The 26,621-nt window shown below is 32.9% G+C and carries 23 protein-coding genes; 14 read left to right on the top strand and 9 right to left on the bottom strand.

Annotation, left to right across the window (positions count from 1 at the left end):
* Complete coding sequence (locus AC5ZCW_RS11825; protein WP_496119998.1) at window positions 1–762, top strand: BT_2262 family domain-containing protein; 762 nt, start codon at window positions 1–3, stop codon at window positions 760–762.
* Window positions 763–820: 58 nt separating this feature from the next.
* The gene (locus AC5ZCW_RS11820) at window positions 821–1,273 is read left to right on the top strand and encodes a lipid-binding protein (protein ID WP_496119996.1); all 453 of its coding nucleotides are present in this window, start codon (window positions 821–823) and stop codon (window positions 1,271–1,273) included.
* 89 nt (window positions 1,274–1,362) lie between these two features.
* Here the strand turns inward: AC5ZCW_RS11820 and AC5ZCW_RS11815 are convergent, their stop codons facing one another.
* A complete protein-coding gene (locus AC5ZCW_RS11815; RefSeq protein ID WP_281633832.1) occupies window positions 1,363–2,265 on the bottom strand; it encodes a DUF6607 family protein in 903 nt (300 codons plus the stop codon).
* 105 nt (window positions 2,266–2,370) lie between these two features.
* On the opposite strand from AC5ZCW_RS11815, the gene AC5ZCW_RS11810 reads away from it, so the two are divergent.
* From AC5ZCW_RS11810 to AC5ZCW_RS11760, 11 genes are all read left to right on the top strand, one after another.
* Entirely contained in the window at window positions 2,371–4,437 is a 2,067-nt protein-coding gene (locus AC5ZCW_RS11810; protein WP_496119994.1) for a TonB-dependent receptor plug domain-containing protein, read from the top strand.
* Window positions 4,438–4,463: 26 nt separating this feature from the next.
* Window positions 4,464–5,084, top strand: a complete 621-nt coding sequence (locus AC5ZCW_RS11805) for an HmuY family protein (protein ID WP_496119992.1) — start codon at window positions 4,464–4,466, stop codon at window positions 5,082–5,084.
* Between the two features lie 278 nt (window positions 5,085–5,362).
* Window positions 5,363–6,841 (top strand): SGNH/GDSL hydrolase family protein, encoded by a 1,479-nt coding sequence (locus tag AC5ZCW_RS11800; protein WP_496119990.1) that lies wholly within the window; start codon window positions 5,363–5,365, stop codon window positions 6,839–6,841.
* A complete protein-coding gene (locus tag AC5ZCW_RS11795) occupies window positions 6,838–8,259 on the top strand; it encodes a GDSL-type esterase/lipase family protein (RefSeq protein WP_496119988.1) in 1,422 nt (473 codons plus the stop codon). The genes AC5ZCW_RS11800 and AC5ZCW_RS11795 overlap by 4 nt, the downstream gene beginning before the upstream one ends.
* Window position 8,260: 1 nt before the next feature.
* Complete coding sequence (locus tag AC5ZCW_RS11790) at window positions 8,261–9,943, top strand: MBOAT family O-acyltransferase (RefSeq protein WP_281633827.1); 1,683 nt, start codon at window positions 8,261–8,263, stop codon at window positions 9,941–9,943.
* A 248-nt stretch (window positions 9,944–10,191) separates the two neighbouring features.
* Entirely contained in the window at window positions 10,192–11,556 is a 1,365-nt protein-coding gene (gene ffh / locus AC5ZCW_RS11785) for a signal recognition particle protein (RefSeq protein ID WP_095929402.1), read from the top strand.
* A gap of 154 nt (window positions 11,557–11,710) precedes the next feature.
* The gene (locus tag AC5ZCW_RS11780) at window positions 11,711–12,598 is read left to right on the top strand and encodes a bifunctional 5,10-methylenetetrahydrofolate dehydrogenase/5,10-methenyltetrahydrofolate cyclohydrolase (protein WP_496119985.1); all 888 of its coding nucleotides are present in this window, start codon (window positions 11,711–11,713) and stop codon (window positions 12,596–12,598) included.
* Between the two features lie 392 nt (window positions 12,599–12,990).
* Window positions 12,991–13,917: a magnesium transporter CorA family protein gene (locus AC5ZCW_RS11775; RefSeq protein ID WP_281633825.1), complete on the top strand. Its 927-nt coding sequence runs from the start codon at window positions 12,991–12,993 to the stop codon at window positions 13,915–13,917.
* Window positions 13,918–14,230: 313 nt separating this feature from the next.
* Window positions 14,231–14,845 carry a hypothetical protein gene (locus AC5ZCW_RS11770; protein WP_496119983.1) on the top strand — a complete coding sequence of 205 codons (615 nt, stop codon included), beginning with the start codon at window positions 14,231–14,233 and terminating at the stop codon, window positions 14,843–14,845.
* Between the two features lie 8 nt (window positions 14,846–14,853).
* The gene (locus tag AC5ZCW_RS11765) at window positions 14,854–15,144 is read left to right on the top strand and encodes a winged helix-turn-helix domain-containing protein (RefSeq protein ID WP_057114812.1); all 291 of its coding nucleotides are present in this window, start codon (window positions 14,854–14,856) and stop codon (window positions 15,142–15,144) included.
* Between the two features lie 59 nt (window positions 15,145–15,203).
* The gene (locus AC5ZCW_RS11760) at window positions 15,204–16,595 is read left to right on the top strand and encodes a DUF4153 domain-containing protein (RefSeq protein ID WP_496119981.1); all 1,392 of its coding nucleotides are present in this window, start codon (window positions 15,204–15,206) and stop codon (window positions 16,593–16,595) included.
* A gap of 41 nt (window positions 16,596–16,636) precedes the next feature.
* Here AC5ZCW_RS11760 and rluF read toward each other — a convergent pair whose 3' ends face one another.
* From rluF to AC5ZCW_RS11735, 5 genes are all read right to left on the bottom strand, one after another.
* Window positions 16,637–17,500 (bottom strand): 23S rRNA pseudouridine(2604) synthase RluF, encoded by an 864-nt coding sequence (gene rluF / locus AC5ZCW_RS11755; RefSeq protein ID WP_496119980.1) that lies wholly within the window; start codon window positions 17,498–17,500, stop codon window positions 16,637–16,639.
* A 227-nt stretch (window positions 17,501–17,727) separates the two neighbouring features.
* Window positions 17,728–18,072 carry an antibiotic biosynthesis monooxygenase family protein gene (locus tag AC5ZCW_RS11750; RefSeq protein WP_496119978.1) on the bottom strand — a complete coding sequence of 115 codons (345 nt, stop codon included), beginning with the start codon at window positions 18,070–18,072 and terminating at the stop codon, window positions 17,728–17,730.
* A gap of 37 nt (window positions 18,073–18,109) precedes the next feature.
* A complete protein-coding gene (locus AC5ZCW_RS11745; RefSeq protein WP_496119976.1) occupies window positions 18,110–18,982 on the bottom strand; it encodes an alpha/beta fold hydrolase in 873 nt (290 codons plus the stop codon).
* 185 nt (window positions 18,983–19,167) lie between these two features.
* Window positions 19,168–19,947 carry a zinc ribbon domain-containing protein gene (locus AC5ZCW_RS11740; RefSeq protein WP_091496387.1) on the bottom strand — a complete coding sequence of 260 codons (780 nt, stop codon included), beginning with the start codon at window positions 19,945–19,947 and terminating at the stop codon, window positions 19,168–19,170.
* Between the two features lie 3 nt (window positions 19,948–19,950).
* Complete coding sequence (locus tag AC5ZCW_RS11735) at window positions 19,951–21,045, bottom strand: Nif3-like dinuclear metal center hexameric protein (RefSeq protein ID WP_496119974.1); 1,095 nt, start codon at window positions 21,043–21,045, stop codon at window positions 19,951–19,953.
* A gap of 98 nt (window positions 21,046–21,143) precedes the next feature.
* On the opposite strand from AC5ZCW_RS11735, the gene lpxK reads away from it, so the two are divergent.
* Window positions 21,144–22,166, top strand: a complete 1,023-nt coding sequence (gene lpxK / locus AC5ZCW_RS11730) for a tetraacyldisaccharide 4'-kinase (protein ID WP_496119972.1) — start codon at window positions 21,144–21,146, stop codon at window positions 22,164–22,166.
* A gap of 23 nt (window positions 22,167–22,189) precedes the next feature.
* On the opposite strand, the gene AC5ZCW_RS11725 is transcribed toward lpxK, so the two are convergent.
* The 3 genes from AC5ZCW_RS11725 to lipA form a co-directional block, all read right to left on the bottom strand.
* Window positions 22,190–24,361, bottom strand: a complete 2,172-nt coding sequence (locus tag AC5ZCW_RS11725) for a tetratricopeptide repeat-containing hybrid sensor histidine kinase/response regulator (protein WP_496119970.1) — start codon at window positions 24,359–24,361, stop codon at window positions 22,190–22,192.
* Window positions 24,362–24,387: 26 nt separating this feature from the next.
* Window positions 24,388–25,386: a type I glyceraldehyde-3-phosphate dehydrogenase gene (gene gap / locus AC5ZCW_RS11720; RefSeq protein ID WP_496119968.1), complete on the bottom strand. Its 999-nt coding sequence runs from the start codon at window positions 25,384–25,386 to the stop codon at window positions 24,388–24,390.
* Window positions 25,387–25,462: 76 nt separating this feature from the next.
* The gene (gene lipA / locus AC5ZCW_RS11715; protein WP_496119966.1) at window positions 25,463–26,329 is read right to left on the bottom strand and encodes a lipoyl synthase; all 867 of its coding nucleotides are present in this window, start codon (window positions 26,327–26,329) and stop codon (window positions 25,463–25,465) included.
* Window positions 26,330–26,621 lie beyond the last annotated feature (292 nt).

The following is a 26,621-nucleotide window of genomic DNA, read 5'->3' as shown; positions in this document are numbered from 1 at the left end:
ATGAAAAATATATTTATTAAACTGACAGTTATGGTAGTTTGCAGCATGCTTTTTATTGCCTGTGATACAGACTCAACTGGAAATGTGTCGAGAGTTACCAATTATCCGATTATAGAAATAAACGGTGCTAATACAGTATTTACACCAATTGGTACAGCTTTTACGGATCCTGGAGTTGTAGCAAAAGAAGCTGGAGCTGTTATACCTACAATAGTAACCTATTCAGGAAATTTTAGAGGAGCTAAAACATTAGATATTAATCAGGCAGATGAATATACCCAGACTTATACTGCCACGAATAAAGATGGTTTTAAAACAAATTCAACTAGAAAAGTAATTGTTTATAAAACTGGTGATTTAGTGAACAGCATTGAAGGGGTTTATCTTTCTACAACAACTAGAAATGGCACATTATTACCTGCCTCTCAAGGAAGTTCAGTAGATCAGAAATATATCTATATCTGGAAAAATAGTAATGGAACTTATGGAGTATCTGATGCCTTTGGTGGCTGGTACAGTATTGGTAGAAATATTGGTATAACTTCTGCAACTCAAGGAGGAACGATTGCAGGTACTATTTCTACAAATACTTTTACTTTTCCAGGGGGTATTTTAAGCAATCAATATTTTGGTGGTACAGCCAGCATAACCAAATTAACAGTTAACGCTGGAAGTAAAACATTAGTATTGACAACTAATTGGACCGCAAGTGACGGTACGCCTTATTCTTTTGTTTCAACATTAACTCAAGTGCAATTTTAAAATTCTAAAAATGAAAAAAATAAAACTAAACGTAATATACATATTTGTAACAATGCTGATGCTTGTATCGTTTACGGCTTGTGATGAAGTTGGGAATACTGATCCAGGAGGAACATCAGTAGAAGCTATGGCAGGAAGTTGGTATATTACTCTTACTGATTCAGATGGACATATTGTGAAAGAACACGCTTTGCATTCAACTTATAATACTGCGGCAAATAACAACACGATGTGGATTGATGATGCAAAAAAAGGATATGTGATAAAATGTATAGTAACAGTAGACACTAAAACTGGAACTTTTTCAACAGTCTCTGCTGATAATGTATTAGACAAAGGAACGAAAGTTACTATCACTGATGGTAAAATTGAAAAGGGAGCTGGACTATCTAAAGGTGGACATAAAGTAGATAAAATATCATTTAGGGCTCATTTCGATTATGATAAAACCGGATATGATATTCTTTATGAAGGTCATAGAAGAACAGGTTTCTTAGAAGATGAGTATTAATAACTTTTCACGCTGAAAGATCAGTCTTTTACAAACAAAAAAGCCGGAAGTGTAGAAACTTCTGGCTTTTTTATAACAACTAATTCTAATTATTTAACAAATTTGTCAATGATTTTATCAGATTCTGCTTTTGACGCATCTGGTTTCAAATCAAATAAAAGAGAATAAAGTGCTTTTCTATCAACTTTAGCTTCTAGGTTTAAGTCTTGGTGTCTGTCAAAAAGAGTTTGCCATTTGTCACGAACATTTTTCCAAAGAGCATTGTTTTCCTTCCACCATTTTTGCCCTGCAATACATTTTGAATCAGGAACTTTAGTGTAAACATCAAATCCTTTTTCTTGCGCTAATAAAACATCTTTTCCTGCATCATCGCGAACCAATTTGTCATTGTCTTGCTCGTGATTCCATCCTGTAGCAGTGATTTCGTGGATGTTTCTTCTTTTTAAAACATTATAATCGTTACGCTTTGTCTGCTCTCTTCTAGGAAGTGGTGCATCTGCAACGTTTGCCCAATAGTCTTGTCCGTCAACATGTACCCAAGTTGAAGATCCTTCGTATCTTGGACTATCGTCTACTTGATATACTTTTTGAGTCCACTGACCTTTAACCGCTTTTTTATCTAATTTCTTGTATTTCCAAGAATTGCCTTTGTCAAAAGTATATAAATCTGTGTTTTCGTAAAGCCAATCTTGTCTCCAGTGTTTGATAATCATATCAGGACTTACAATAAGTAAATGCTGCATTACAATTTTGTTTGGAGTATCTTCTAATAGCTCAACCCATTCTAAAGCAGATTCGTGTTTAGTCTCAGAAGGTTTATAAGTAAGAGAATCTTTTGGGTACGAGAAAGTTTCTGTGAAATTGAATTTCACCTCATAACAACCGCACATCGATTTAATAGATTTTATGTCTTGTTGTTTCTTGTCCTGACTAAATCCAAGACCACATGTTAAAGCCATAGCGGCTGACAAAAAAAGGCTTTTTGAAATCATAACTTATTGTTTTGTTTTTAAATTTTTCGCAAATATATAAATTTAATTTAGAACAATTAAAAATAGTTATATATTTGCATCGATTATTAAGACTGAATAAAAATAATGAACTTTAAAATTACTCTTTTTGCTGTTGTGCTTTTTTGTCAAATTTCTGTTTCTCAGAATGTTAAAAAAGACAGTGTGGAAACAAATGAATTATCGGAAGTAAAAGTTACTACTGCAACTAGAACAGAAAGAGTGCTTTCATCTTTGCCTTTGCCTATGACAATTATTACGTCTGAAGCAATTATGAAGTCTGGTGTTACAAGATTAAATGAAATTTTAAGTGAACAAACCGGTATTATTTTAATTCCTGACGAAAGTGGTTTTGAAGGAATTCAAATGCAAGGATTGGATGCGGCTTATACTATGATTTTAATTGATGGAGTGCCATTAGTGGGTAGAAGTGCTGGTGTTTTGGACTTATCAAGGGTTTCTGTGGGAAATATAGAAAGAATAGAAATTGTTAAAGGGGCTTCTTCAGCATTGTATGGATCTGAAGCAATGGGTGGAGTAATAAATGTAATTACAAAAAGACCGAAGAAAGATACGTTTACAGGAAGCCTTTCTTATAGATATGCGACTTTTAACACCAATGATGCTAACACGAATTTGTTGTGGAAGAAGAAGAAGTTTTCAGCTAATCTTTTTGCTAATTTTTATTCTACAGATGGTTATGATTTAGATAAAAGTACGCCACTAAAAAATGTGGAGCCATTTTATAATTTTACAATCCAGCCTAAGATATATTACGATTTTTCAGAGAATTTAAAGTTAATTGTAAATAATCGTTTTTATGATATGAAAATGGATAATGTGGCAATTATCGATTCTGAAAACTATAAGGGTGATGCAAAAGAAAAAGAATGGAATTCGCAAATTAAATTTGAGCATAAATGGAGCTCAAAAGTGTATTCTGAATATGAGTTTTATACCACAAATTACAAAAATGATTCCTTTTTAAATGATAAAAATAACGCTTTATATGAAAGTGCTTATTATAATCAATGGTTAGTTCGACCAGAAATTCGAACAACGCTTTCATTAAAAAATGATAAACTAACAGGTGGAGTTGGATTAAATTATGAGACTTTAGACAGAACTTATTTTGAAAAGCAAGTAAATTTTAATTCGCAATATATTTACCTGCAATACGATTACAATCCAACTGAGAAATGGAATGTTCTTGCTGGATTTAGATATGATAATCATAGTGAGTATGCCTCACAGTTTAGTCCAAAATTAGCAGTCAACTATAAGGTTAATGAGAATTTTTCTTTAAAATCTTCTGTTGGTTATGGCTACAAAGCACCAGATTTTCGTCAATTGTACTTTGATTTTACAAATCCATCGGTTGGATATACGGTTTTGGGATATAATGTTGCAGAAGATCGTTTGAATCAACTTGAAGAACAGGGGCAACTTTTGTCTAGAGTAGATGGAGTAAATTTTGGTGAACCGTTGAAGCCAGAAAGTTCAATAAATGTCAACCTTGGAACTTTTTACAAAAAAAACAAATTAAGACTAGACGTGAATGCTTTCTATAATTCAATAGAAAATTTAATTGATACTCGAGTTGTTGCCCAAAAAACTAATGGTCAGAATGTCTTCAGTTATTTTAATATTAGTAAAATCTTTACTTACGGTCTAGAGTTTAATTCAACTTATGATTTTACAAAACAATTATCAGTATCATTTGGCTATCAGTTTTTAACAGCAAAAGACAAATCAGTTCTGGATAATTTTCAAGATTACCAATACATCCGTAACTCGGATTTACAAACAATTCAAATTAAAAAATCGGATTATTTCGGATTGTTTAACAGGTCAAAGCATACGGCCAATGTTAAATTCGCTTACACGATCCCTAAGATAAAAACCGATATCAACTTACGTGTTTTTTACAGAAGCAAATACGGAATGTTTGATACAAACGGTAATCAGATACTTGACAAATATGACACATTTGTCGATGGTTACTTCTTAACAAACCTGTCAATTTCAAAATATATCGGAGATAAATTTATGCTTCAGGCAGGAGCCAATAATTTATTTGATTTTACAGATCCAAGCCAAATCAGCAACTTGGCAGGCAGACAGTTTTTTGCACGAATTCAATATAATTTTTAATCAATATTTATTTAAACCTTTTCAAAATGAAAACAAAATTCTTAAAACTTTCGCTTTTAGCATTATTTATTTTTACAGCATCTTGCAGCAGCGATGATGATAAAAATGAAGTAGCACCAGTAGTAACTACAAAAGTTTCTAATATTGCTGCACCACAAACAGGTGGTCAAGGACAACCAGCTGGAGGAGCATTTGCAAAATTTAGTTTTTCTCAAAATAAATTAGTAACTGATAATAGCTGGGATATCGCTTTTCGCGGTACTACAATTATTGTAAATGGAGGAGCTAAAATTGGTCTTACAGATGAGCCAGAAAGAACAGGATCTGGTGCTGTAAGTATTGTGTCTGGAACATTTGGTGGTGTAACAACATTTCCTGCTTCTAGTACTTTTGCTCAAGATGCATCTACTGTTTATTCAATCCCAACAGGAAGCGGAAAAGGCTGGTATTCTTACAATGCAGAAACTCATATCATTTCTCCTATTGCAGGAAAAGTATTTGTTGTAAAAACACACGATGGTAAATATGCAAAATTTGAAATATTAAGTTATTATAAAGATGCACCTGCAAGTCCAACACAAACTTCGGAGTCACCTTACTATACTTTTAATTTTGCTTACCAAGCAAACAGCACTACTACATTCTAATAAAAAATAATAATCTAGAATAGTTTATTTTATAAAGTGTACTCTTAAATAAAAAACATCAAAAATCTAGTTAATCATTAGCTTTGTTTTTTTTATTTTTTTTTGATAAGGAGGTTAGAATTTTTCTAACCTCTTTTTTTGTTCTACTTTCTTGTTAAAATCAAATAGAAACAAAATGTTATTCTATCTTTGCACAAATTTTTTCTGCAGTAAGTTAACTATTATTGAATTGGTTTAATTTTTGAATGCAGTTCCGCATATTTTATTATAATTATTAAGTGAATACAAAGTCTTATTTTTTTCAGTCTTTTGCAATCGTGGCTTTAGCGCTGGTTGCTTTTATTGGGTTTAAACAAATCCTTCCAGATAAAATATTTTCAGAGACTAAATTAGATTCTAAAAATATATTGATAGATAGTATGCTTTTAGAATCTGTTGCCGACGATTCATTATCGCTAGACAAAGACAGTATTGCAAAAAGTGAGCAAGAATTAAGTGGGCAGAAAATTGTTTTTGATGAAACAGAAGGAATTGAATTTCCTGCGGAAACATTCGAAAACTATAAAGGATATCAATATCTGATTTCTTTCTATGAGAAATTGTATCAGTTAGAAAAAAATCCGCAGAACAAAGTTAGAATTGCTTATTACGGAGATTCTATGACCGATGGAGATTTAATCGTTCAGGACGTTCGTACCAATTATCAGGAACGTTTTGGAGGAAACGGTGTTGGTTTTGTTCCTATTACATCAGAATCGGCAGCATCGAGAGGATCTGTAAAATCAACTTATTCTAAAAACTGGAAAACACAGTCTTATTTAAATGTAAAAAGACCAACGAGCCCTTTTGGAGTTAACGGACATGTGTTTTTTGCCAATGATAGATCCAATTCAACTTGGGTTCAGTACGAAGCTGGATTGAATAAATATTCGACTTCATTAGATAATGCAACATTATTTTATGGACGTTCATCTAAGGTTGGAAAAGTGAATTTCATTATAGGAAAAGATACCCTTAAGAAAAGTCTTTCTCCAAATAGTTTAGTTAACACACTAAAAGTTTCATCAGGAAGTTTAAAAGCCTTTAAAGCAAATTTTGTACAGGCAGATTCTATTCCGATTTACGGATTTAATTTTGATAATGGAAGCGGAGTTCATGTTGATAATTTCTCTCAGCGAGGAAATTCAGGGCTTCCAATTTCGATGTTTAATGCAGATGTAATGAGGGCTTTTAATAATAGCTTAAGATACGATTTGATCATTCTGCACTATGGAACCAACGTTTTAAATTACGGAACAAAAAATTATTCTTGGTATGAAAAAGGAATGACGAAAACCGTTAATAAAATAAAAGAATCATTTCCAGGCGTTTCGATTCTAATTGTTTCAACTGCTGACAAGTCAACAAAATATGATTTAGAAATGAAAACCGATTCGGCAGTAGTTCCTTTAATGAAAGCACAAAAGCATTATGCATTAGAAACTCATGCAGGATTTGTAAACCTTTATACTTTGATGGGAGGAGATGGTTCTATGATAAAGTGGGTTGATGAAACTCCAGCCAAAGCCAATAAAGATTACACACACTTTAACCAGCGCGGTGCAAAAGCAATCGGTAATTTACTTTATGGACAGTTAAATAAAGGATACGAAGAATATAAGGAACTCAGACAAAAAAGAGATGCTGAAGGGACTAAGCCAAAACCAGTAAAAAGAGCCAAACCCGATTCCGTATCAGTAACAAAAGACAGTGTATGATAAATAAATTAATGGTTTTCTTTTGTTGTCTTTTTTTTACAACAAATGAAAAAACTCCAAAAACAGACGTACAGCCAATACCAAAAAGCATGATTCAAAAAGTGGATACCGCAGCAATTGATGCGCCTTCTGATGGTCAGATTTATAACGCAAAAGCGATAAGTGATTTTTTTCATAAACTGGAAAAAAATGAAGATCAGAAAAATCAGAAAATCAATATTGTACATATTGGAGATTCGCATATTCAAAGTGATTTGATGACGAATGAAATCAGAAAAAAACTGCAGCAGCAATTTGGCAACGCAGGACGTGGTCTGGTTTTTCCGTATCAATTAGCCAGAACAAACGGATCTTATAACGAACGTTTCAAATCGAACAGAACTTGGGAAAGCTATAGAAATATTTACCCAGTAAAGCAATGCCCGATTGGATTAAGCGGTATTGGTCTTTGGAGAGATTCAGGCGGATTTGTAATGGAGATGAACATAAAAGATCCAGCGTACAAATTCAATACAATAAAAATTATTACGCCCCAAAATCAGAATATGTTTGATTTGGCTATTTCTTCTAAGATCAATTCTATTCAGACAACAGAACGAAGAGTCATTACGCATAAAATTAAAAAAGGTGAAGTGCTTGGAAGTATTGCAGATAAATACAATGTTTCTGTTGCCGAGATTAAAAGAGAAAATCGTTTAAAGTCAAATAATATCCGTGCAGGAAGAACTTTAAAAATCTCAACAAATGAAACAAGGCCAAAGACCATTTCAATGTCAGAGTTTGTTCCGTTGGCAATCGAATCAGATTCTTTCTCACATTATTATAATTCAGAAAATGCTTTAAGCCGAATTTTCTTGATTCCGAATAAAGAAGCAAAAGATTACGAGTTAAACGGAATTATCTTAGAAAAAGATGCCCCAGGCGTTATTTATAGCAGTATTGGAGTAAACGGAGCTAAATATTCAGATTACAATAAATATCCTTTATTTTTTGAACAGCTAAAATCATTACATCCAGATTTATTGGTTTTTTCATTAGGAACAAATGAAAGTTACGAGAAATTGGATGCTGGAGGTTATATTAAAGAATTACGAGAATTTATACAGAATGTAAGAGCACAGAAAATAGATGCGCCAATAATTGTAATGACACCACCGCCATCTTTGCTAAGAAGAAAACCAAATACATATATCGATGATTACACTCATCACATTATTGATATAGCCCAAAAAGATGATTTTGCTGTTTGGGATTTGTACGATGAGTTTGGAGGCATGAGCGGAATCAAACAATTGAAAGTTCAAGGATTAATAGGGCCAGATTGGGTTCATTATTCAAAAAAAGGATACGAGAAACAAGGAAATCTGTTTGCTCAGGCGTTTTTAAGATCATACGATAATTTTAAATTAAAGAAGTAAGTTGACAACAATAGATAGCATTAATAATTGGTTCATTCAAAATTTTGGTGCAATTACAATAGAACAAGTTAAGAGTTGGTTTGTTTACAACGAAGACGAAAAACTTTTATTCAATACCGGTTTATTCTTAGGTTTATTTCTGGTTTTCTATTTTGTGTATGGTTTTTTACGCAAAACATTTTATTTGAGATTAACGTATGTTATTCTCTTCTCATTATTCTTTTACTATAAATCAAGCGGGATTTATTTTCTGCTGTTATTGCTTTCGTCAGTCGTAGATTATGGTTTGAGCCAGATTATTTACCGAGAAAGCAGAGATGGAGTTAAGAAATTTTATTTGGTAATTAGTGTCATTTTGAATTTAGCACTTTTAGGCTATTTCAAATACATGAACTTTTTGATCGTGACGTACAACGATATGTTTCATGGTAATTTTGAACTTCATAATGTTTTTCTTCCTGTTGGAATTTCGTTTTATACGTTCCAATCTATGAGTTATATTATTGAGATTTATAGAGAAGAAATTAAACCGACAAAGAATTACATCGAATATTTATTCTTCGTATCATTCTTCCCTCAATTAGTTGCGGGACCAATTGTTCGTGCGAAAGACTTTTTGCCTCAGATTTATCAAAAATTAAATCTGACAAAACAAGATGTAAACAACGCCTTGTTTTTGATTATTGGAGGTTTAATTAAGAAAACAGTAATCTCAAATTACATATCGGTAAACTTTGTCGATCGTGTTTTTGATACGCCGATGAGTTATACTTCTTTTGAAAATTTAATGGCTTCGTACGGATATGCCATTCAGATTTACTGTGATTTCTCTGGATATTCAGATATGGCAATTGGTATTGCATTATTGCTTGGATTTAAATTGCCAGTCAACTTTAGAACTCCATACAAATCGACTTCGATTACCGATTTCTGGAGAAGATGGCATATTTCGCTTTCGACTTGGTTAAAAGATTTTTTATACATTTCGATTGGAGGAAACCGTAATGGATCTTTCGCGGGATATTTATTCCCAAGTTTATTTTTCTTCGGATTATTGCTTTGGGGAATGTCTTGTTATAATGAGAGTGTAATTCCGCTTATTATTGCAGGAGTCAGTATTTTAATTTTCGCTTTGTCATTTTTACTTTCAAGCAAAATAAAACAAACTTTAGTAACCAATTTCAACCTGTTTACTACAATGCTTTTAGGAGGTTTGTGGCATGGAGCAGGAGCACAGTTTATTGTTTGGGGGGCACTTCACGGATTAGCATTAGCGGTTCATAAAATATTTATGGAATTCTTTCCTTCGAAGAAAGATAAAAGTCCGAATTTCTTATGGAGATTTTTCTCAATCGTAATCACTTTCCATTTTGTAGTTTTCTGTTGGATTTTCTTCAGAGCAAGAGATTTTGAAACAGCATTACAAGTAATTAATAACATCGGTCAATTAACATTTGAACCAGAACTTTGGAAAACAATTGTTTTAGGTTATAAAAATGTTTTCGGATTAATGCTATTCGGTTACGTTTGGCATTTCTTACCAGAATCATTCACCAACGGAATGAAATCTATTTTTGACAAAACACCATTATTAGTAAAAGCGATAATTCTAGGTTTTGTTTACTGGATTGTTTATGCAACTGCTGTTGCAGGTTCACAGCCATTTATTTACTTTCAATTTTAAAGGTTCATAGCCACAAAGGTACAAAGGCGCAAAGGTTTTATTCTTTGCGCCTTTTTTCTCTCGCAGATTTTGCTGATCTAGGTGATATTTCTCATACCCAATTTAAAAAATAATCTTTTGAATCTGCTAAATCTGCGAGAAACAAAAAACTTTGTGCCTTAGTGCCTTCGTGGCAAAATTGGGTGGAAATAAAAATTGCCTGAAATATCTAATTAGATTATCTTTGCACTTCAAATAAAGAAAATGATATGTTTGATAATTTAAGTGATAAGTTAGATAAAGCGTTCCATATATTAAAAGGACACGGTAAAATTACAGAAGTAAACGTTGCCGATACTTTAAAAGAAGTTCGTCGTGCTTTACTTGATGCCGACGTTAACTTTAAAATTGCTAAAGATTTTACAGCTAGAGTAAAAGACAAAGCTATTGGACAGGACGTATTGACAACCTTACAGCCAGGACAATTATTAGTAAAACTGGTAAAAGATGAGTTGACAGAATTAATGGGTGGAGATGTTGCTGGTGTTAACTTATCAGGAAATCCAACTGTTATTTTGATGTCAGGACTTCAAGGTTCTGGTAAAACTACTTTCTCAGGAAAATTAGCAAACTTCTTAAAAACGAAGAAAAACAAGAAACCACTTCTTGTAGCGTGTGATATTTACCGTCCTGCGGCGATCAACCAGTTACATGTTGTGGGAGATCAAATAGGTGTTGAGGTTTACTCAGAACCAGAAAATAAAAATCCTGTAGAAATTGCTCAAAATGCAATTAAGCATGCTAAAGCAAACGGATTCAATGTTGTTATCGTCGATACAGCAGGACGTTTAGCAGTAGATCAGGAAATGATGGACGAAATTGCACGTGTTCACAAAGCAATTCAGCCACAAGAAACATTGTTCGTTGTAGACTCTATGACAGGACAAGATGCTGTAAATACAGCAAAAGCGTTCAACGATATCTTGAACTTTGATGGAGTTATCTTAACCAAATTAGATGGTGATACTCGTGGTGGAGCTGCACTTTCAATCAAATCGATTGTAAACAAACCAATCAAATTTGTTGGTACTGGAGAAAAAATGGAAGCAATTGATGTTTTCTATCCAGAACGTATGGCTGAGCGTATCTTAGGAATGGGAGACGTTGTGTCTCTTGTTGAAAGAGCTCAAGAACAATTTGATGAAGAAGAAGCAAGAAAACTTCAAAAGAAAATCGCTAAAAATGAATTTGGTTTTGATGACTTCTTAACGCAAATTCAACAAGTAAAGAAAATGGGTAACATGAAAGACTTGGTTGGAATGATACCAGGTGCTTCAAAAGCCATGAAAGATGTGGAAATTGAAGATGATGCTTTCAAACATATTGAAGCGATCATTTATTCGATGACTCCAGGAGAAAGAAGCAAACCAGCTATTATCGACGTAAAAAGAAAAGCTAGAATCGCTAAAGGTTCGGGAACTAAAGTCGAGCAAGTAAATCAGCTGATGAAACAATTTGACCAAATGAGCAAGATGATGAAGATGATGCAAGGCCCAGGCGGAAAAAATCTGATGAAAATGATGGGAGGTATGAAAGGGATGCCGGGTGGTATGCCAGGAGGAATGCCGAAATAATAAAAAGAGTTTCAAGTTTAAGGTTTCAAATTAAGAGACCAAAACTTGAAACTTTTTTAATTCAATAAAAATTAAGTTTCGCAAGTAACGTGAAACATGACCCGAGGCTAAAGCCGAATTGGCGAAGCAAACTTTAAACTTGAAATAACACACAATGCAGCTACTAGACGGTAAAAAAACATCTAACGACATTAAAAACGAAATTGCAATCGAAGTTCAATCTATAAAAGCAGCTGGAGGAAAAGTGCCTCATTTAGCAGCAGTTTTAGTGGGTAATAACGGAGCAAGTTTAACTTACGTGGGAAGTAAAGTAAAATCATGCCAAGAGATCGGATTTGATTCTACTTTAGTTGCTTTACCAGAAACCATTAGAGAAGACGAATTATTGGCTAAAATTAAAGAGTTAAACGAAGATGACAATCTAGACGGATATATCGTTCAGTTACCCTTGCCAAAACATATCGACGAGCAAAAAATCTTATTAGCAATCGATCCAGACAAAGACGTAGACGGATTTCACCCAACTAACTTTGGAAGAATGGCACTTGAAATGGAAAGTTTTATTCCAGCAACCCCATTCGGAATTATGGAATTGTTAGAGCGTTACAAAGTAGAAACTGCAGGAAAACACACAGTTGTAATAGGAAGAAGCCATATAGTAGGACGCCCAATGAGTATCTTAATGAGCCGTAAAGGAAATCCTGGAGATTCGACAGTTACACTAACTCATAGCAGAACTAAAGATTTAGCAGAATTCACTAAAAATGCTGATATCATCATTACAGCTTTAGGAGTTCCAGAATTCTTAAAAGCAGACATGGTAAAAGAAGGAGTAACGGTTATCGATGTTGGAATTACGCGCGTAGAAGATGCATCAAACGCAAAAGGATACGTTATTAAAGGAGATGTTGATTTTGACGGAGTAAGCAAAAAAGCATCTTTCATTACGCCAGTTCCAGGTGGAGTAGGACCAATGACAATTGCAATGTTGCTTAAGAATACGCTTTTAGCAAGAAAAATGAGAAGCGCAAGAAATAAATAAAATTACGTCAAAATATATTATAAAGCCTGTTCGATTGAGCAGGCTTTTTATTTTTTTAACACATAGAAATATAGAATTTAATTTTTTAAAAAGAATGCAAAAGAGAAACAAATTTCTTCCACAGAGTTTACCCAGACTTCTACTATGTTTATTTAAAAAAGTGAAACGCCTTTTCTACAGTTACAATATCTATGTCTCTATGTGTTTAAAATCATCTCAAAGTGCCATTTTAATATATTATTAATAGATTAAAGTTTTGGTTCTTAAAAATAAAGGATACTTTTGCACCACTTAAAAAACACTTCTCCAAATGGACGATTATTATTCGTTAGTATTAAATTAAGCAGCTTTTGAAAATTTCAAAATGCTGCGCTAAAAACCTGTATTTTGAAATGAAAGCCTTTTACACAAACAACAACGGATTAGTAGAAATCCAAAAATGGACTTCAAATTGCTGGATTCATATCGAATCTCCAACAGAATCAGATAAAAATTACTTATTAGAAGAACTTCAACTTCCTGAAGCCTTTTACAATGATATCGAAGATATCGACGAAAGACCTCGTATCGAAATAGAAGACGGTTGGACGCTTATCATTATGCGTATTCCGATTAAAAGCGGAGATGTCAAAATTCCGTTCCATACCGTTCCTCTCGGAATCATATTTAAAGACGATATCTGTGTTACCATCAGTTTTTATAAAACGGAAATAATAAAAGATTTTGTCGCCTATTCGCAGCGCAAAAACATCGAAATCGAAGATAATTTCAATTTAGTGCTCAGATTGCTTTTGTCATCAAGCGTTTGGTATTTGAAATATTTAAAACAAATCAACCATAAAATAAAACTGGCAGAAGATAATTTAGAGAAATCGATCAAAAATGAAGAATTGCAAGCGCTACTTCAAATCGAAAAATGCTTTGTGTTCTTCATCACTTCTTTAAAAGCAAATGACGTTTTGTTTCAAAGAATCAAAAATCTAAAGGCTCACAAAGCTAGTTACGATCCAGAATTATTGGAAGATGTTGAAATCGAATTAAATCAGGCACAAGACACAGCCAATATTTACAACAACATCTTAACAGGAATGATGGATGCTTATGCTTCTGTAATTTCAAACAACATGAATAATATCATGAAACAGATGACATCAATTTCGATCATTTTAATGATTCCAACCCTAATCGCCAGTTTGTACGGAATGAACGTACCAAACGGATTAGAAGAAAGTAAATACGGAATCTGGATTCTGCTTCTAGTTTCAATAATCTTATCCACTTTTGGAGTATTTTTATTCAAAAGAAGAAGATGGTTTTAATTTAAAATCTCGTAATAATAAAAGCCTGTTCGTTAAGAATGGGCTTTTTCGTTTTTATATTTTGGGCGTGACCGTATCGAGATAAGAAGGCAAACATACTTTACTCATATACGCCTTCTTATCTCGATACGGTCGGGCTATCCGCGCTACTTCGGTAGCTAGCTTCTATCCATCACGCAATCATTTTCATAAGAAAGTTTCGTTTTTAAAAAGTTTGCAGAATCCCAGAGGGTTGAAATATTAAAAATAAAATCACTTTTTTATTTGTCAATTCGAAATAAATAATAACTTTGTAACGCAAAGTACTTTAATTATGAATCAAAAGCACCAAGAAGATTTAGCACATATTCGTTCCATGATGGAGCGCTCTTCAAGATTTATATCATTAAGCGGACTTTCAGGAGTTTTCGCTGGTCTTTCAGCTTTAATTGGCGGAATCTATGTATATCAGCTTTTCAAAGTAAACGGTATCGATTATTTAAACGATGGGCATAGATTATATTCTACCAATCTGGTTTCAGAATTATTCTGGATCGGCATCATAATTATGGTCGTTGCGTTGGTATTTGCTGCTTTTTTTACCATTAGAAAAAGCAGAAAATACAATTTGCCAATTTGGACTTCGGCAACAAAAAAGATGCTGTTTCATTTATCAGTGCCACTTATAACTGGCGGGATATTTTGTCTGGCTTTAATACATTATGGGAACTTTGGTTTAGTGGCTCCTGCAACATTAATTTTTTACGGACTTGCTGTTGTAAACGCTGAAAAATATACATTTTCGGACATAAAATATCTTGGTTTCTCGGAACTGATTTTAGGATGTATTGCACTTTTTAATATAGGGTATGGATTGATATTCTGGATTTTAGGATTCGGAATTCTGCATATCATATATGGATTAGTGATGTTCAAAAAATACAAATAAATAACCCAATGGGAATTATTGATAAACTAAATAAAGATTTTGAAAGCCGTGTCAGACTGGGTATTATGTCCGTTCTGATGGTTAACGACTGGGTAGATTTTACCGAGATGAAAACGCTTTTAAATATCACCGATGGTAATTTAGCGAGTCATTCCTCTGCGCTTGAAAAAGCAGGTTATATAGAAGTAAAAAAAGAATTTGTAGGGAAGAAGCCTAAAACCTCTTATCAAGTAACCGATTTGGGGCGTGCTGCCTTCAAAGAGCATTTGTCTTATCTCGAAAAATTAATGAAATCGTAATAACGCTATTTTTTTATCTAAAAACTTTGAATTACAAAGTACTTTTAAATTTGTCAATCATGAAAAAACATCAAATTATCTTAGCTTGTACAGCGGTTTTTATACTGCTTTTTTACAACGAATCTGTTGGAATCAATATTTCTATTTTTGGCGTTTTACTCACGCTTTTAATTAGTTATTTCTTTCAGGAAAAGATGGTAGAGCGATCACATCTTGTTCTTGTAATGACCTCTATTTTGTCTTGTTTTGCTTTTGCTTGGTACGGAGATGCGGCATCATTTTTTGCTTTAGCACTATCAATTTTATTTTTGCAATTCAAAACACAAAATGATGAACTCAAAATAATCCAGGTTTTTCCTTTAATATTTTTAAACGGATTTACTTCCATCGGCCGAATATTCATCTTTAAACAATGGCTTCCAGAACGAAAAATCCATAATGATTTTGCAAAAAAACTAGTGGCATTTGTTCTTATTCCGGTTATCTTTCTCGGATTGTTTTTCATTGTTTACTCTTTCGGAAGCGATCATTTCTCTTCATTATTTACAGATTATGAACTAGATATCAATTTACCGCAATTAATTGCAATGTGTGTTTTAGGATTTTACATCTCGTTTAGTTTCTGGAATTATTGGGTTCCTGATGTTTGTTACGAATACAATCCGAAATTGAACAATGATTTCACAAATGTTTCTGAAGTAAAAAATCAAAGCACTTTTTCTTTTTTAGATCTTGATTTCGAAAGAAAAAGCGGTGAGATTACATTATTTCTTTTAAACATCATGCTTTTAGTTTTTATTGGAACTTACAATTATGAGCAATTTTTTGAAGTAGTCAAAAAAACAAATTTAAGCGCAGACACACATGAACGTGTAAACGCAGTAATTTTTTCAATTTTAATGGCAGTTGGCGTAATCTTATTTTACTTTAAAGGAGGTTTTAATTTTGATGAAAAAGCCAAAACTTTAAAGAATTTAGCAAAAGTTTGGCTTGCGCTAAACGTCATTCTAATTGTAAGTGCTGTGATTAAGAATACAGAATATGTTTCTTTTTATGGTTTAACATACAAACGTCTTGGTGTTTATGCTTTTTTAATCTTAGCTATTATCGGTTTGGCAGTTTCATTTCAGAAAATAAAAAAGCAAAAAACCAATGCTTATCTTTTTAACCAGATGGTTTGGTATTTCTACGGAACAATTCTTTTATGCAGTTATATCAATTGGGGAAACCTTGTTACGAATTATAATATTTCAGTTAACAAAGGAGTAGAACCTGTCTTCTTAAGCGGTTTGAATTTTAATGATGATGCACGTCGTGAATATTTTGAAAAAAATAATTTAAACGGAAAATATGCAGAAGCTGTGCGAGAACAATTGATTTGGAATTATCAAGACGCCAGTTTTTTATCTAAAGCGTTGTATTATGAATTTTTGAATAAAGAAAAGAAATAGAATAAAATGAGAAATCCCATTCAGTTGAATGGGATTTCTTTTTATTTATCATCTCCTCTTTTTTTAAAGCGAGGATCATGTTTTGAAATAAACGTTGTTCTTCGACTTGAATTTTGAGTCGAACCTTGAGTTGAACTTCTGTTTGAATTTCTATTCTGATTTTCTACTTTCGGAAGACTAGCTTCTTCTGTTTTGCTAGAAGGTTCAATTAAGTGGTTTAATTCTTTTATCTCAGCATCGGTTAAATCTCTATATCTTCCAACAGGAATATCCAAAGAAATATTAATGATTCTAATACGTTTTAAGGCTGTAACTTCATAACCCAAGTATTCAGACATTCTTCTAATCTGACGGTTTAATCCTTGCGTTAAAATGATCTTGAAAGTGAATTTGCTAATTTGTTCGACTTTACATTTTTTAGTAACCGTATCGAGAATCGGAACGCCATTTCCCATACGCTGAATAAAACGTTCTGTAATAGGTTTGTTTACTGTAACCGTATATTCTTTTTCGTGGTTATTTCTAGCACGAAGAATTTTGTTTACGATATCGCCATCATTGGTCATAAAAATTAATCCTTCACTGGCTTTATCCAATCTTCCAATTGGGAAAATACGTTTCGGGTAATTAATATAATCAACAATATTATTTTTAACTTCAAGGTTAGTCGTGCATTCAATTCCGACAGGTTTATTGAAAGCCAAATAAACTAATTTTTCATTTTTCTCTACGATTAATTTACCATTAATGCGTATTTCATCATCTGGCGAAACTTTAGTCCCCATTTCAGCCACAGCGCCATTTATCGTTACGCGTCCTTCTTCAATCAATTTATCAGCTTCACGACGAGAGCAATATCCCGTTTCACCAATAAATTTATTAAGACGTTTTAAATTTTCTTCCATACTGCAAAAGTAGACAAAAGTTTAGACATCTTGGGATTTTAGATTTCAGACTTTAGATTATTGGGTTGTTTTGAATCTCATACTGTTTTGTCATCCTGAGGAACGAAGGATCACACTCGTAACTCGACAAAGATTGGCGATTTTGATTGCGGAGTTTCTTGTGTGATCCTTCGTTCCTCAGGATGACAAGTTTGTGCAAAACCTTTGTCTTTTTTTACGCTTGAATCTTAAGAATGAAATTCAGAACTATCACTTGGAGTTTCTTTTCGATCAAACATTCCATAATCACGAACCACAGATGCAATTCTTAAATGATAATCTTTGAAAACTTCATTTCTGCCTTTTGCCTGAGCTGCACGATGCATCTCTAGATTTCTCCACTGTTGGATACTTTCTTCATCTTTCCAAAAAGATAAAGACAGCACTTTTGAAGGATTAGTAAAACTTTGAAATCGCTCTATCGAAATAAATCCTTCAATATGGTCTAATTCTGGACGCAGACTCGCTGCGATATCCAGATATTCTTCTTTTTTTCCTTCGTTAGGGATTACTTCAAAAATTACGGCAATCATTTTGATTTTGGATTTTAGATTAAAAAAGCTTAGAGTCTTAGCGACTTAGTGGCTTAGAAACTTCAGAAAACAGAAACTCAATCACTTTATCATACAATTCATCATCATGCATTCCGTGACCTAAACCGCTGGTTTCAATAAACTGACTGTTTTTCCAATTGCTGGCTATTTTTTTTCCTTCTTCAAAAGCTACAATCTTATCTGTCGTATCATGAGCAATAAAACCTGGAATAGTAAATTGAGAGGCAAATTTTTGTCCCGAAAAATCTTCCAGTTTAAAATTGAAACGATTGACGAATTTGCTTTCCAAAAGAGGCAGCATTCTTCTATTCAAACTAAGCATCGAAATGTAATTGTTAATCAAAGTTTTTAAATCAGAAGGAGCGCCAAGAACAACCATTTTGTTAATGCTCGTATTCGGGAACAAATATTGATGATAAACGCAGGCAGCTCCACCAATAGAATGCCCAATTATAATTTCGGGCTGATATTTTTCTACAGCTTTGTTGATGAATTCGGCGTAAAGAGGCACATTAAATTCTTTTCCGCTGCTTTGTCCGTGTGCAGGCGCATCAATTGCAATAATAGTGCTTCCAGATTTTTGAAGATGCGGTAAGGTTTTTTTCCATCGTGCAGCATTGCTTTCCCAGCCATGCACTAATAGAATTTTGGTTTCATTTCCTTTCCAGATGTAAGTTTGAAAATGATGTTCATTGTGATGAAATGTTTCTGTTTCTGTATGTCGCAAAACTTTTGGTAGATCTTCTTTTTTTAATCGGCCAATTCGAGGCTGGCTAAAAAGAGCATAAGAAAGTTCCATCGCTTTTTGCGGACGAACATAGCTCAAAAAATTAATGTAAGATCCAACTGATTTTAATGTTATGAACCGAATTCCTTTTTTAATTCCCAAAACTTAAATTTTTTCTAAAGGTAAAAAATGTTTTGCCACTCCCGATAGCTATCGGGATAAAGGATTAAAAGATTTTATTAAGCATAAGAATAATTTAATCTGAGTTAATCCTTTTATCCCGATAGCTATCGGGAGAGAAAAAAATAAACGCAAAAAAAAGTCCCGATTTAATCGGGACTTGATATTTAGAATTTTGCGAACAATTGTTCCATTTTTTCTTTTTCTTCTTCAGCTAATTGAGTGTCAACTAAGATTCTTCCAGAGTGCTCATCTGTGATGATTTTCTTTCTTGAAGCAATTTCAACCTGAGTTTGTGGTGGAATTGTAAAGAAAGATCCAGCAGAAGCTCCTCTTTCGATAGAAACAACAGCCAATCCGTTACGAACACTGCTTCTGATTCTGTTGTAAGCAGCTAATAATCTATCTTCGATTTGTGCAGCATACTCAGCAGATTTCTCAGTTAAGAAAGTTTCTTCTTTCTGAGTTTCAGCCATAATAGCATCTAACTCAGATTTTTTATGTTTTAAATGAGAGCTTTTAGCATCAAGTTTTTCTTTTAAATTAGAAATAACTTCTTTTTTGTGCTCGATAGAAGCTTTCATTTCTTTGATTTGCTTTTCAGCCAATTGAATTTCTAATTCCTGAAATTCAACCTCTTTTGTCAAAGAATTAAATTCTCTGTTGTTACGTACTGATTCTTGTTGTTTTGTGTACTTCTTGATAACCTCTTTATGCTCCTCAATAGCAATTTTTTTTGCTTTGATTTGCTCCTCAATCACTTCAAGTTCACCTTTCAGTTTCTCTGAACGAGTGCTCAAACCTGCAACTTCATCTTCTAAATCTTCAACCTCTAAAGGAAGTTCTCCTCTAACGTTTCTGATTTCGTCAATTCTAGAGTCAATAAGCTGTAAATCGTATATTGCTCTTAACTTGTCCTCAACACTTAATTCTTTCGTATTCGTCATATTTTATAAGTACTTAACTGGATTTGTATTTTCTTCCGATAAAATGATTGCAAAATTAAGAATTTTTTTTCGAAGATAATCAACAATATAATTTTTTGTATAGCGTTCGCTCTCAAAATGACCAATATCTGCCAAAAGTAACTTGTTTTCAGCTTCATAAAACTGGTGATACTTCAAATCAGCAGTCAAAAATGCATCTGCTCCAGCACTTATTGCGTTTCTAATTGCAAAACTTCCAGAACCTCCTAACACAGCAACTTTTTTTATTTTTTTGCCTAAAAAAGCAGAATGGCGAATTCCGTCGGAAATCATTTTTTCTTTTACGAAATACAGGAAATCTTTTTCATCCATTTCAGTTTCAAATTCACCAATCATTCCTAAACCAATATTCTGATGAGAATTTTCAAGATTATAAATTTCATAAGCGACTTCTTCATAAATATGATTGGCAAAAAGCGCTTTTAAAATTCGGGATTGCAAGTGCTTTTCAAAAGTAACTTCAATTTTTATTTCTTCAGTTTCGGTTAGTTCATGACGTTCACCAATTACAGGATTACTTTCAGAATTTCCTTTGTATGTTCCAATTCCGTTTGAGTTGAAACTGCAATTTTCATAATTTCCAATTGTTCCTGCGCCAGCTTCAAATAAGGCCTTACGAACTTTATCTGCATTATCTGGAACGGTATAAGTAATTAGTTTTTGAATGAAATTCTGTTTTGGAACTAAAACTTTGGTATTCACTAAACCTAATGCATTACAGAAAATTTTATTAACGCCTTGAGAATGATTGTCTAATGCTGTGTGGACTGCATATATTGCAATGTCATTTTTAATTGCTTTTAAAATTGCACGTTCAACATAATTTTTACCAGTGATTTTTTTAATTCCAGAGAATAAAATTGGATGAAAGCAAACTACCAGATTGCAGTTTTTTGCAACAGCTTCGTCAATTACATTTTCTAAGGCATCGTGGCAAACTAAAACACCAGTGCTTTCGGTTTCCGAATTGCCAACTAAAAGTCCAACGTTGTCAAAATCTTCGGCGTAAGCCAAAGGAGCCATTTCTTCAAGAACCGATATAATATTTTTGATTTTCATTTTAAGATTTGTTTCAAGTTTTAGGTTTCATGTTTCAAGTTCTTTGACTTGTGCCAAAACCTTAAACAAATTAACGAAAAAAATTATACTTTCGTAAAATGAACTTACTTCGAAAAATACTTTTCCCATTCGCAATTTTATACGGATTCATAACTTCAATCCGAAATTTTCTTTTTGATAAAGGAATTTTAAAATCGACTTCATTTGATCTTCCTGTTATTGCTGTTGGAAATTTAAGCGTTGGCGGAACTGGGAAAACACCACAAATAGAATATTTAATTCGATTGTTGTCTGATAAATATAAAGTGGCAACTTTAAGCCGTGGATACAAAAGAAAATCAGAAGGTTTTGTTTTAGCAGATGAAAATTCGAATGCTGAAATTTTGGGTGACGAACCCTTTCAGTTTTATCAAAAATTTCCAAATGTAATGGTGGCTGTAGATGCCAATCGTACAAATGGAATTCAGAAGTTGCTTTCGCAAAATGAGAAACCGGAAATTATTTTACTGGATGATGCTTATCAGCACCGAAAAGTTAAAGCAGGTTTTTATATTTTGCTGACTTCTTACGGAGATTTGTATGCAGATGATTTTATGCTGCCAACAGGGAATCTGAGGGAAAGTAGAAGCGGAGCAGAAAGAGCTAGTATCGTAGTGGTTACAAAATGTCCAAGTATTTTAACTGAAGAAGAGCAAGCAATAATAAAGTCAAGATTAAAGCTTAATTACAAACAACAGTTGTTTTTTAGTTTTATTGATTATGATAATGTGATTTATGGTAAAAATGAAAAAATTACTTTAGGCGAAATTAAACCAGAATCAAAATTGCTGCTGGCAGGAATTGCAAAACCAAAACCATTTTTTGATTATTTAAAGAATGAAAACGACGAATGTCTGACTTTTCCAGATCATCATCATTTTTCTGATAATGATTTAGATGCAATTCAAAATAAAGCAAACGGAAGAAAAATCATTACAACCGAGAAGGATTATGTTCGATTAAAAGACTCAAAGTTAGTTTCGCAATTATATTATCTTCCAATTAAAAGTTCATTCATCAATCATCAGCAAGACTTCGATGCTGCGATTTTAGAGTATGTGAAAGAAAACTTAGAATCTTAGTGTCTTAGCGTCTCAGAACCTTTTTAATCAAAAAATTTAGCAATTGTAGTATAGAATTCATCTGGAACAAAAGGTTTTGTAATCACATCATCCATTCCGTAAGAAAGAAGCATGTCGCGATTTTCATCGAGCGAAATAGCTGTTAAAGCTATAATTGGAGTCGTTTTGTCAAATTCACGAATCAGCTTAGTTGCTGTAGTTCCGTTAATGCCAGGAAGATGGACGTCCATTAAAATCATGTCAAAACGTTTGATTTTTAGAAGTTCAACAGCATCTTCTCCATTGTCAACAATCTCGCAGGTAATGTTTTTGTTTTCCAGCATTTTGCGAGTGATCATTTGATTGATTTTGTTGTCCTCAATCAATAAAATAGATTTGTTTTTCAATTGTTTGTCATTATAAGGTTTTACTTCTTCGATTACTTCCAATGGTTCGTTATTGATTTTGAAATTTAATTTGAAGGTAAACGTAGAACCTTTACCAACTTCACTTTTTAGTTTTATTTCGCCTCCTAAAAGTTCGATTAACTTTTTTACAATAGTAAGACCAAGACCTGTTCCGCCGTATTTTCTGTTTACTTCGATAGAACCTTGAGAAAAGCTTTCAAAAACTGACTGAAGTTTGTCTTCTGGAATTCCAATTCCAGTATCGACGATTTCAAAATAAACAGTTGCTTCTTCTCCTTCTTGTGAGTATAATTTAGCAATAACGTTTACATGTCCGTTTTGAGTAAATTTTAAAGCATTGTTGATTAAATTAAGTATGATTTGAGACAGTTTTGTTGGATCGCCAATTAAATTATCAGGAATCGCTTTGTCTATTTCTAAGTTGAAGTAGTTTTTGTTGGCTGTAGCTAGTTCTTTTAATGAGCTTTGAATATTAAAAAGCAATTCTTTTAAGTTAAAGCTAATATTTTCAACTTCAACTTTGGTTGAATCAATTTTATTAATTTCTAAGATTTCATTGATAAAAGTAGTCAAATAGTTTCCAGAGAATTTTAAAGATTCTAAATATTTGAGCTGTTTTTTCTTTGGTTTGTCTTCGAGCAAGATATGCGTAATTCCGTTAATAGCATTCAACGGTGTCCGGAGTTCATGACTTACGGTAGACAAAAACTCAGATCTTGCTTTTGATGCTTTTTCTGCTTTGTTTTTGGCTAAAATCAATTCTTTGTTTTTTTCGCGAAGCAGTAAATTGTTCTGGTTTCTTATGATGTTGTTTTTGTACAAAGCCAAACTCAAAAGCGATAAAATAGAAATTAAGGCAATGGCCAAAATGCTGACTAGCTTAGAATAACGATAGGTTTTAAGCTGAAATTTTTCTTCGCTTTCTCTTTTAATAGTATTGTTTAAAGATTGATTTTTTTTGAATTTTTCATATTCATTCAAATCAATTTTAGCATTTTTTAATCTTAAAAGATAATTTTCCAGCTGATAATGTTCGTCAAGATAAGAATACGCCAAATCATAATTTTTATTCTGCTTATAGTATTGGCTTATTGCTAAAACGATTTTCGATTTTTTAGGGAAATCATTAATTTTAGAATTGTAATCTAACGCTTTGTCAAAATATATAATTGCTGAATCATTTCGTTTAAGCTGTCCCTCAATTAAACCAAGCTGATAATATGTGTCTACTTTTGTTTTTATATTTGCACTATTATCTGGTTTTTTAGCAATAGTTTTAAATGTTTTTACAGCAGATTTAAGATCGTTGTTAGTCTTAAATGCCAAAGCTTTTTGATAATCTAATACCTCCGCATTATCTTTGATGTTTAGCTGTTTTAATAAATCTTGAGCTTTTGTATAATAAATAGAAGCTGTTTTGTAATCGCCTTTGGCAGTATTGGTTACGCCAATATAATGCAATGCTAAAGCTTTTGTGCAGCTAGGTTTTAGGGTGTCAAATAAAGAAACTGTTTTATGAAAGTTTTTTAAAGCGTCTTCAAATTTTTTCTGGTTGTAATAAATTTTACCGAGTTTAAAAGTCTGATTGGCCAAATTTTCTTTTTTGCCGTTTTCTTCGCAAAAATTAATTGACTTCTCTGTGTAAAAAATTGCCTGATTGTATTTTTTATTGTTAAGATTGGTGTTGGCCAGCTTGTTATAATAGGTCACGCTATCCGTATTCTTTATGGTTTGAGAATACAAAAACGAGTTAAAAAAACAAACAACAATAAAAAGACAGTATTTCATGTATGGCAATGCTATTACAATGAATCTTATTTTTTTCTTATTAGTAAAATTAAATCGATCAACCTTGATGAATAGCCAATCTCATTATCATACCAGCCTACAACTTTTACCATTTTATCGATAACCGATGTTAGCTGAGCATCAAATAAACAAGAATGTGTGTTGCCAATTACATCAACCGAAACAATCGGATCTTCGGTATAATCCAATATTCCTTTTAAATTTGTTTTTGAGGCTTGTTTGAATGCTTTATTAATTTCTTCAATGCTTACAGCTCGTTTTACATTGAAGGTTATGTCTGTTAATGAACCGTCTGGAACCGGGACTCTAATGCCACAGCCACCCATTTTATTGTGCAATTTAGGAAAAATTTTTGTTAATGCCTTAGCTGCACCTGTAGTTGTTGGAACAATTGACTGGCTGGCACCTCTCGCACGGCGCAAATCCTTATGTGGTTGGTCATGAAGGCTTTGGTCTGTCGTGAAAGAATGTATAGTCGTAATGTACGCTTGTTCAATTCCGCACAGTTCTTCAATGATTTTAATCATTGGGGCAGCATTGTTAGTGGTACAGCTTGCATTTGAAACTATATCTTCATTTCCATCCAAAATATCTTCGTTTACACCAAGAACTACCGTTTTTATGGTATCAACTTCTGAAGGAGCAGAAAGAATAACTTTTTTTGCCCCAGCATCTAGATGCGCATTTAATTCTTCGTGTGTTTTGTATTTACCTGTCGATTCGACTACAATATCAATCGAATGGGATTTCCAATCTATGTTTGCAATGTTTTTTTCATGAAAAAAGAAAAAATGCCTTCCATCTACAATAATGCTATTTTCATCGTGACTTACTTCGGCTTTCAAAACGCCGTGAATACTGTCATATTTAATTAAATGCGACATGGTTTTGTTGTCTGCAATGTCATTTATAGCAACGACTTCGATTTCGGGGTGATCTAAAAGAAGACGGAATAAATTTCTCCCGATTCTTCCAAATCCATTAATGGCAATTCTTGTTTTCAATGTTTTATTTATTCGTTTAATTGTTTAACCGTTTAATCGGTTTTACAATTAAACGATTAAACGGTTAAACTTTTTTTTATAAAATATGTTTTTGTGCTTTGTATGAAGAACGAACAAGAGGTCCGCTTTCGACGTGTCTAAAACCTAACTCAAGACCAAATTTTTCATATCTGGCAAATTGTTCAGGCGTGATAAATTCTTTTACAGGAAGATGTTTTTTAGTTGGCTGTAAATACTGTCCAATTGTTACAACATCAACATTTGCATTTTTTAAATCGGTCATTGTCTGGAAAACTTCATCTTCTGTCTCTCCAAGACCAAGCATAATTCCAGACTTAGTTCTGTTAATTCCTTTTTCTTTTAAATAGCGAAGCACTTCCAAACTTCTGTCATATTTTGCTTGAATACGAACCTCGCGAGTTAAACGGCGTACAGTTTCCATGTTATGAGAAACCACTTCAGGATTTGCCTCAACAATTCGATCTATATTTCTTTCAATTCCTTGAAAATCTGGAATTAAAGTTTCAAGAGTAGTTTGCGGATTCATTCTACGGATAGCTCTTACAGTTTCCATCCAAATAATAGAACCTCCATCTTTCAAATCATCCCTGTCAACGCTAGTAATAACAGCATGTTTGATATTCATGATTTTAATAGAGCGCGCTACTTTTTCAGGTTCATCCCAATCTACCGTTTCGGGTCTTCCGGTCTTTACACCACAGAATCCGCAAGAACGAGTGCAAACATTTCCTAAAATCATAAAAGTCGCTGTTCCTTCGCCCCAGCATTCTCCCATGTTTGGACAGCTTCCCGAAGTACAAATGGTATTTAAACTATATTTATCAACTAAACCTCTAAGCTCAGTATATTTTTGTCCGATAGGTAATTTTACTTTTAACCACTTTGGTTTTGTGGTAGGTATATTTTCAGCGACTGTTTCCATATATCAATGTTCAAAGTACAAAGATACGGAATGTAGTTTATTTTGAGATGTTTATTTGCTTTTCGTTTGCATATGTTGTTTGTGGTTAATATTTAAGATAATTTAATTCAATTGTTAATAGTTTGTTTTTAAGTGTGATTTTAGACTTGTTTTTTAATTTATGTTTAAATTTTTAATCTTGAGTTTCGTTTTTATGGATTATAAAACTTCAGCCTTAATCTGTTACAAATTTGGCTTCTTGGGATTTTGCAAAATTATTTATGTAGTAATTTTGCTGTTAATTTAACAGTTT

The organism is Flavobacterium sp. PLA-DH12 (assembly GCF_059511845.1).
Note: the sequence above shows the minus strand (reverse complement) of the source record. Positions and strands in the feature narration are given on the sequence as shown.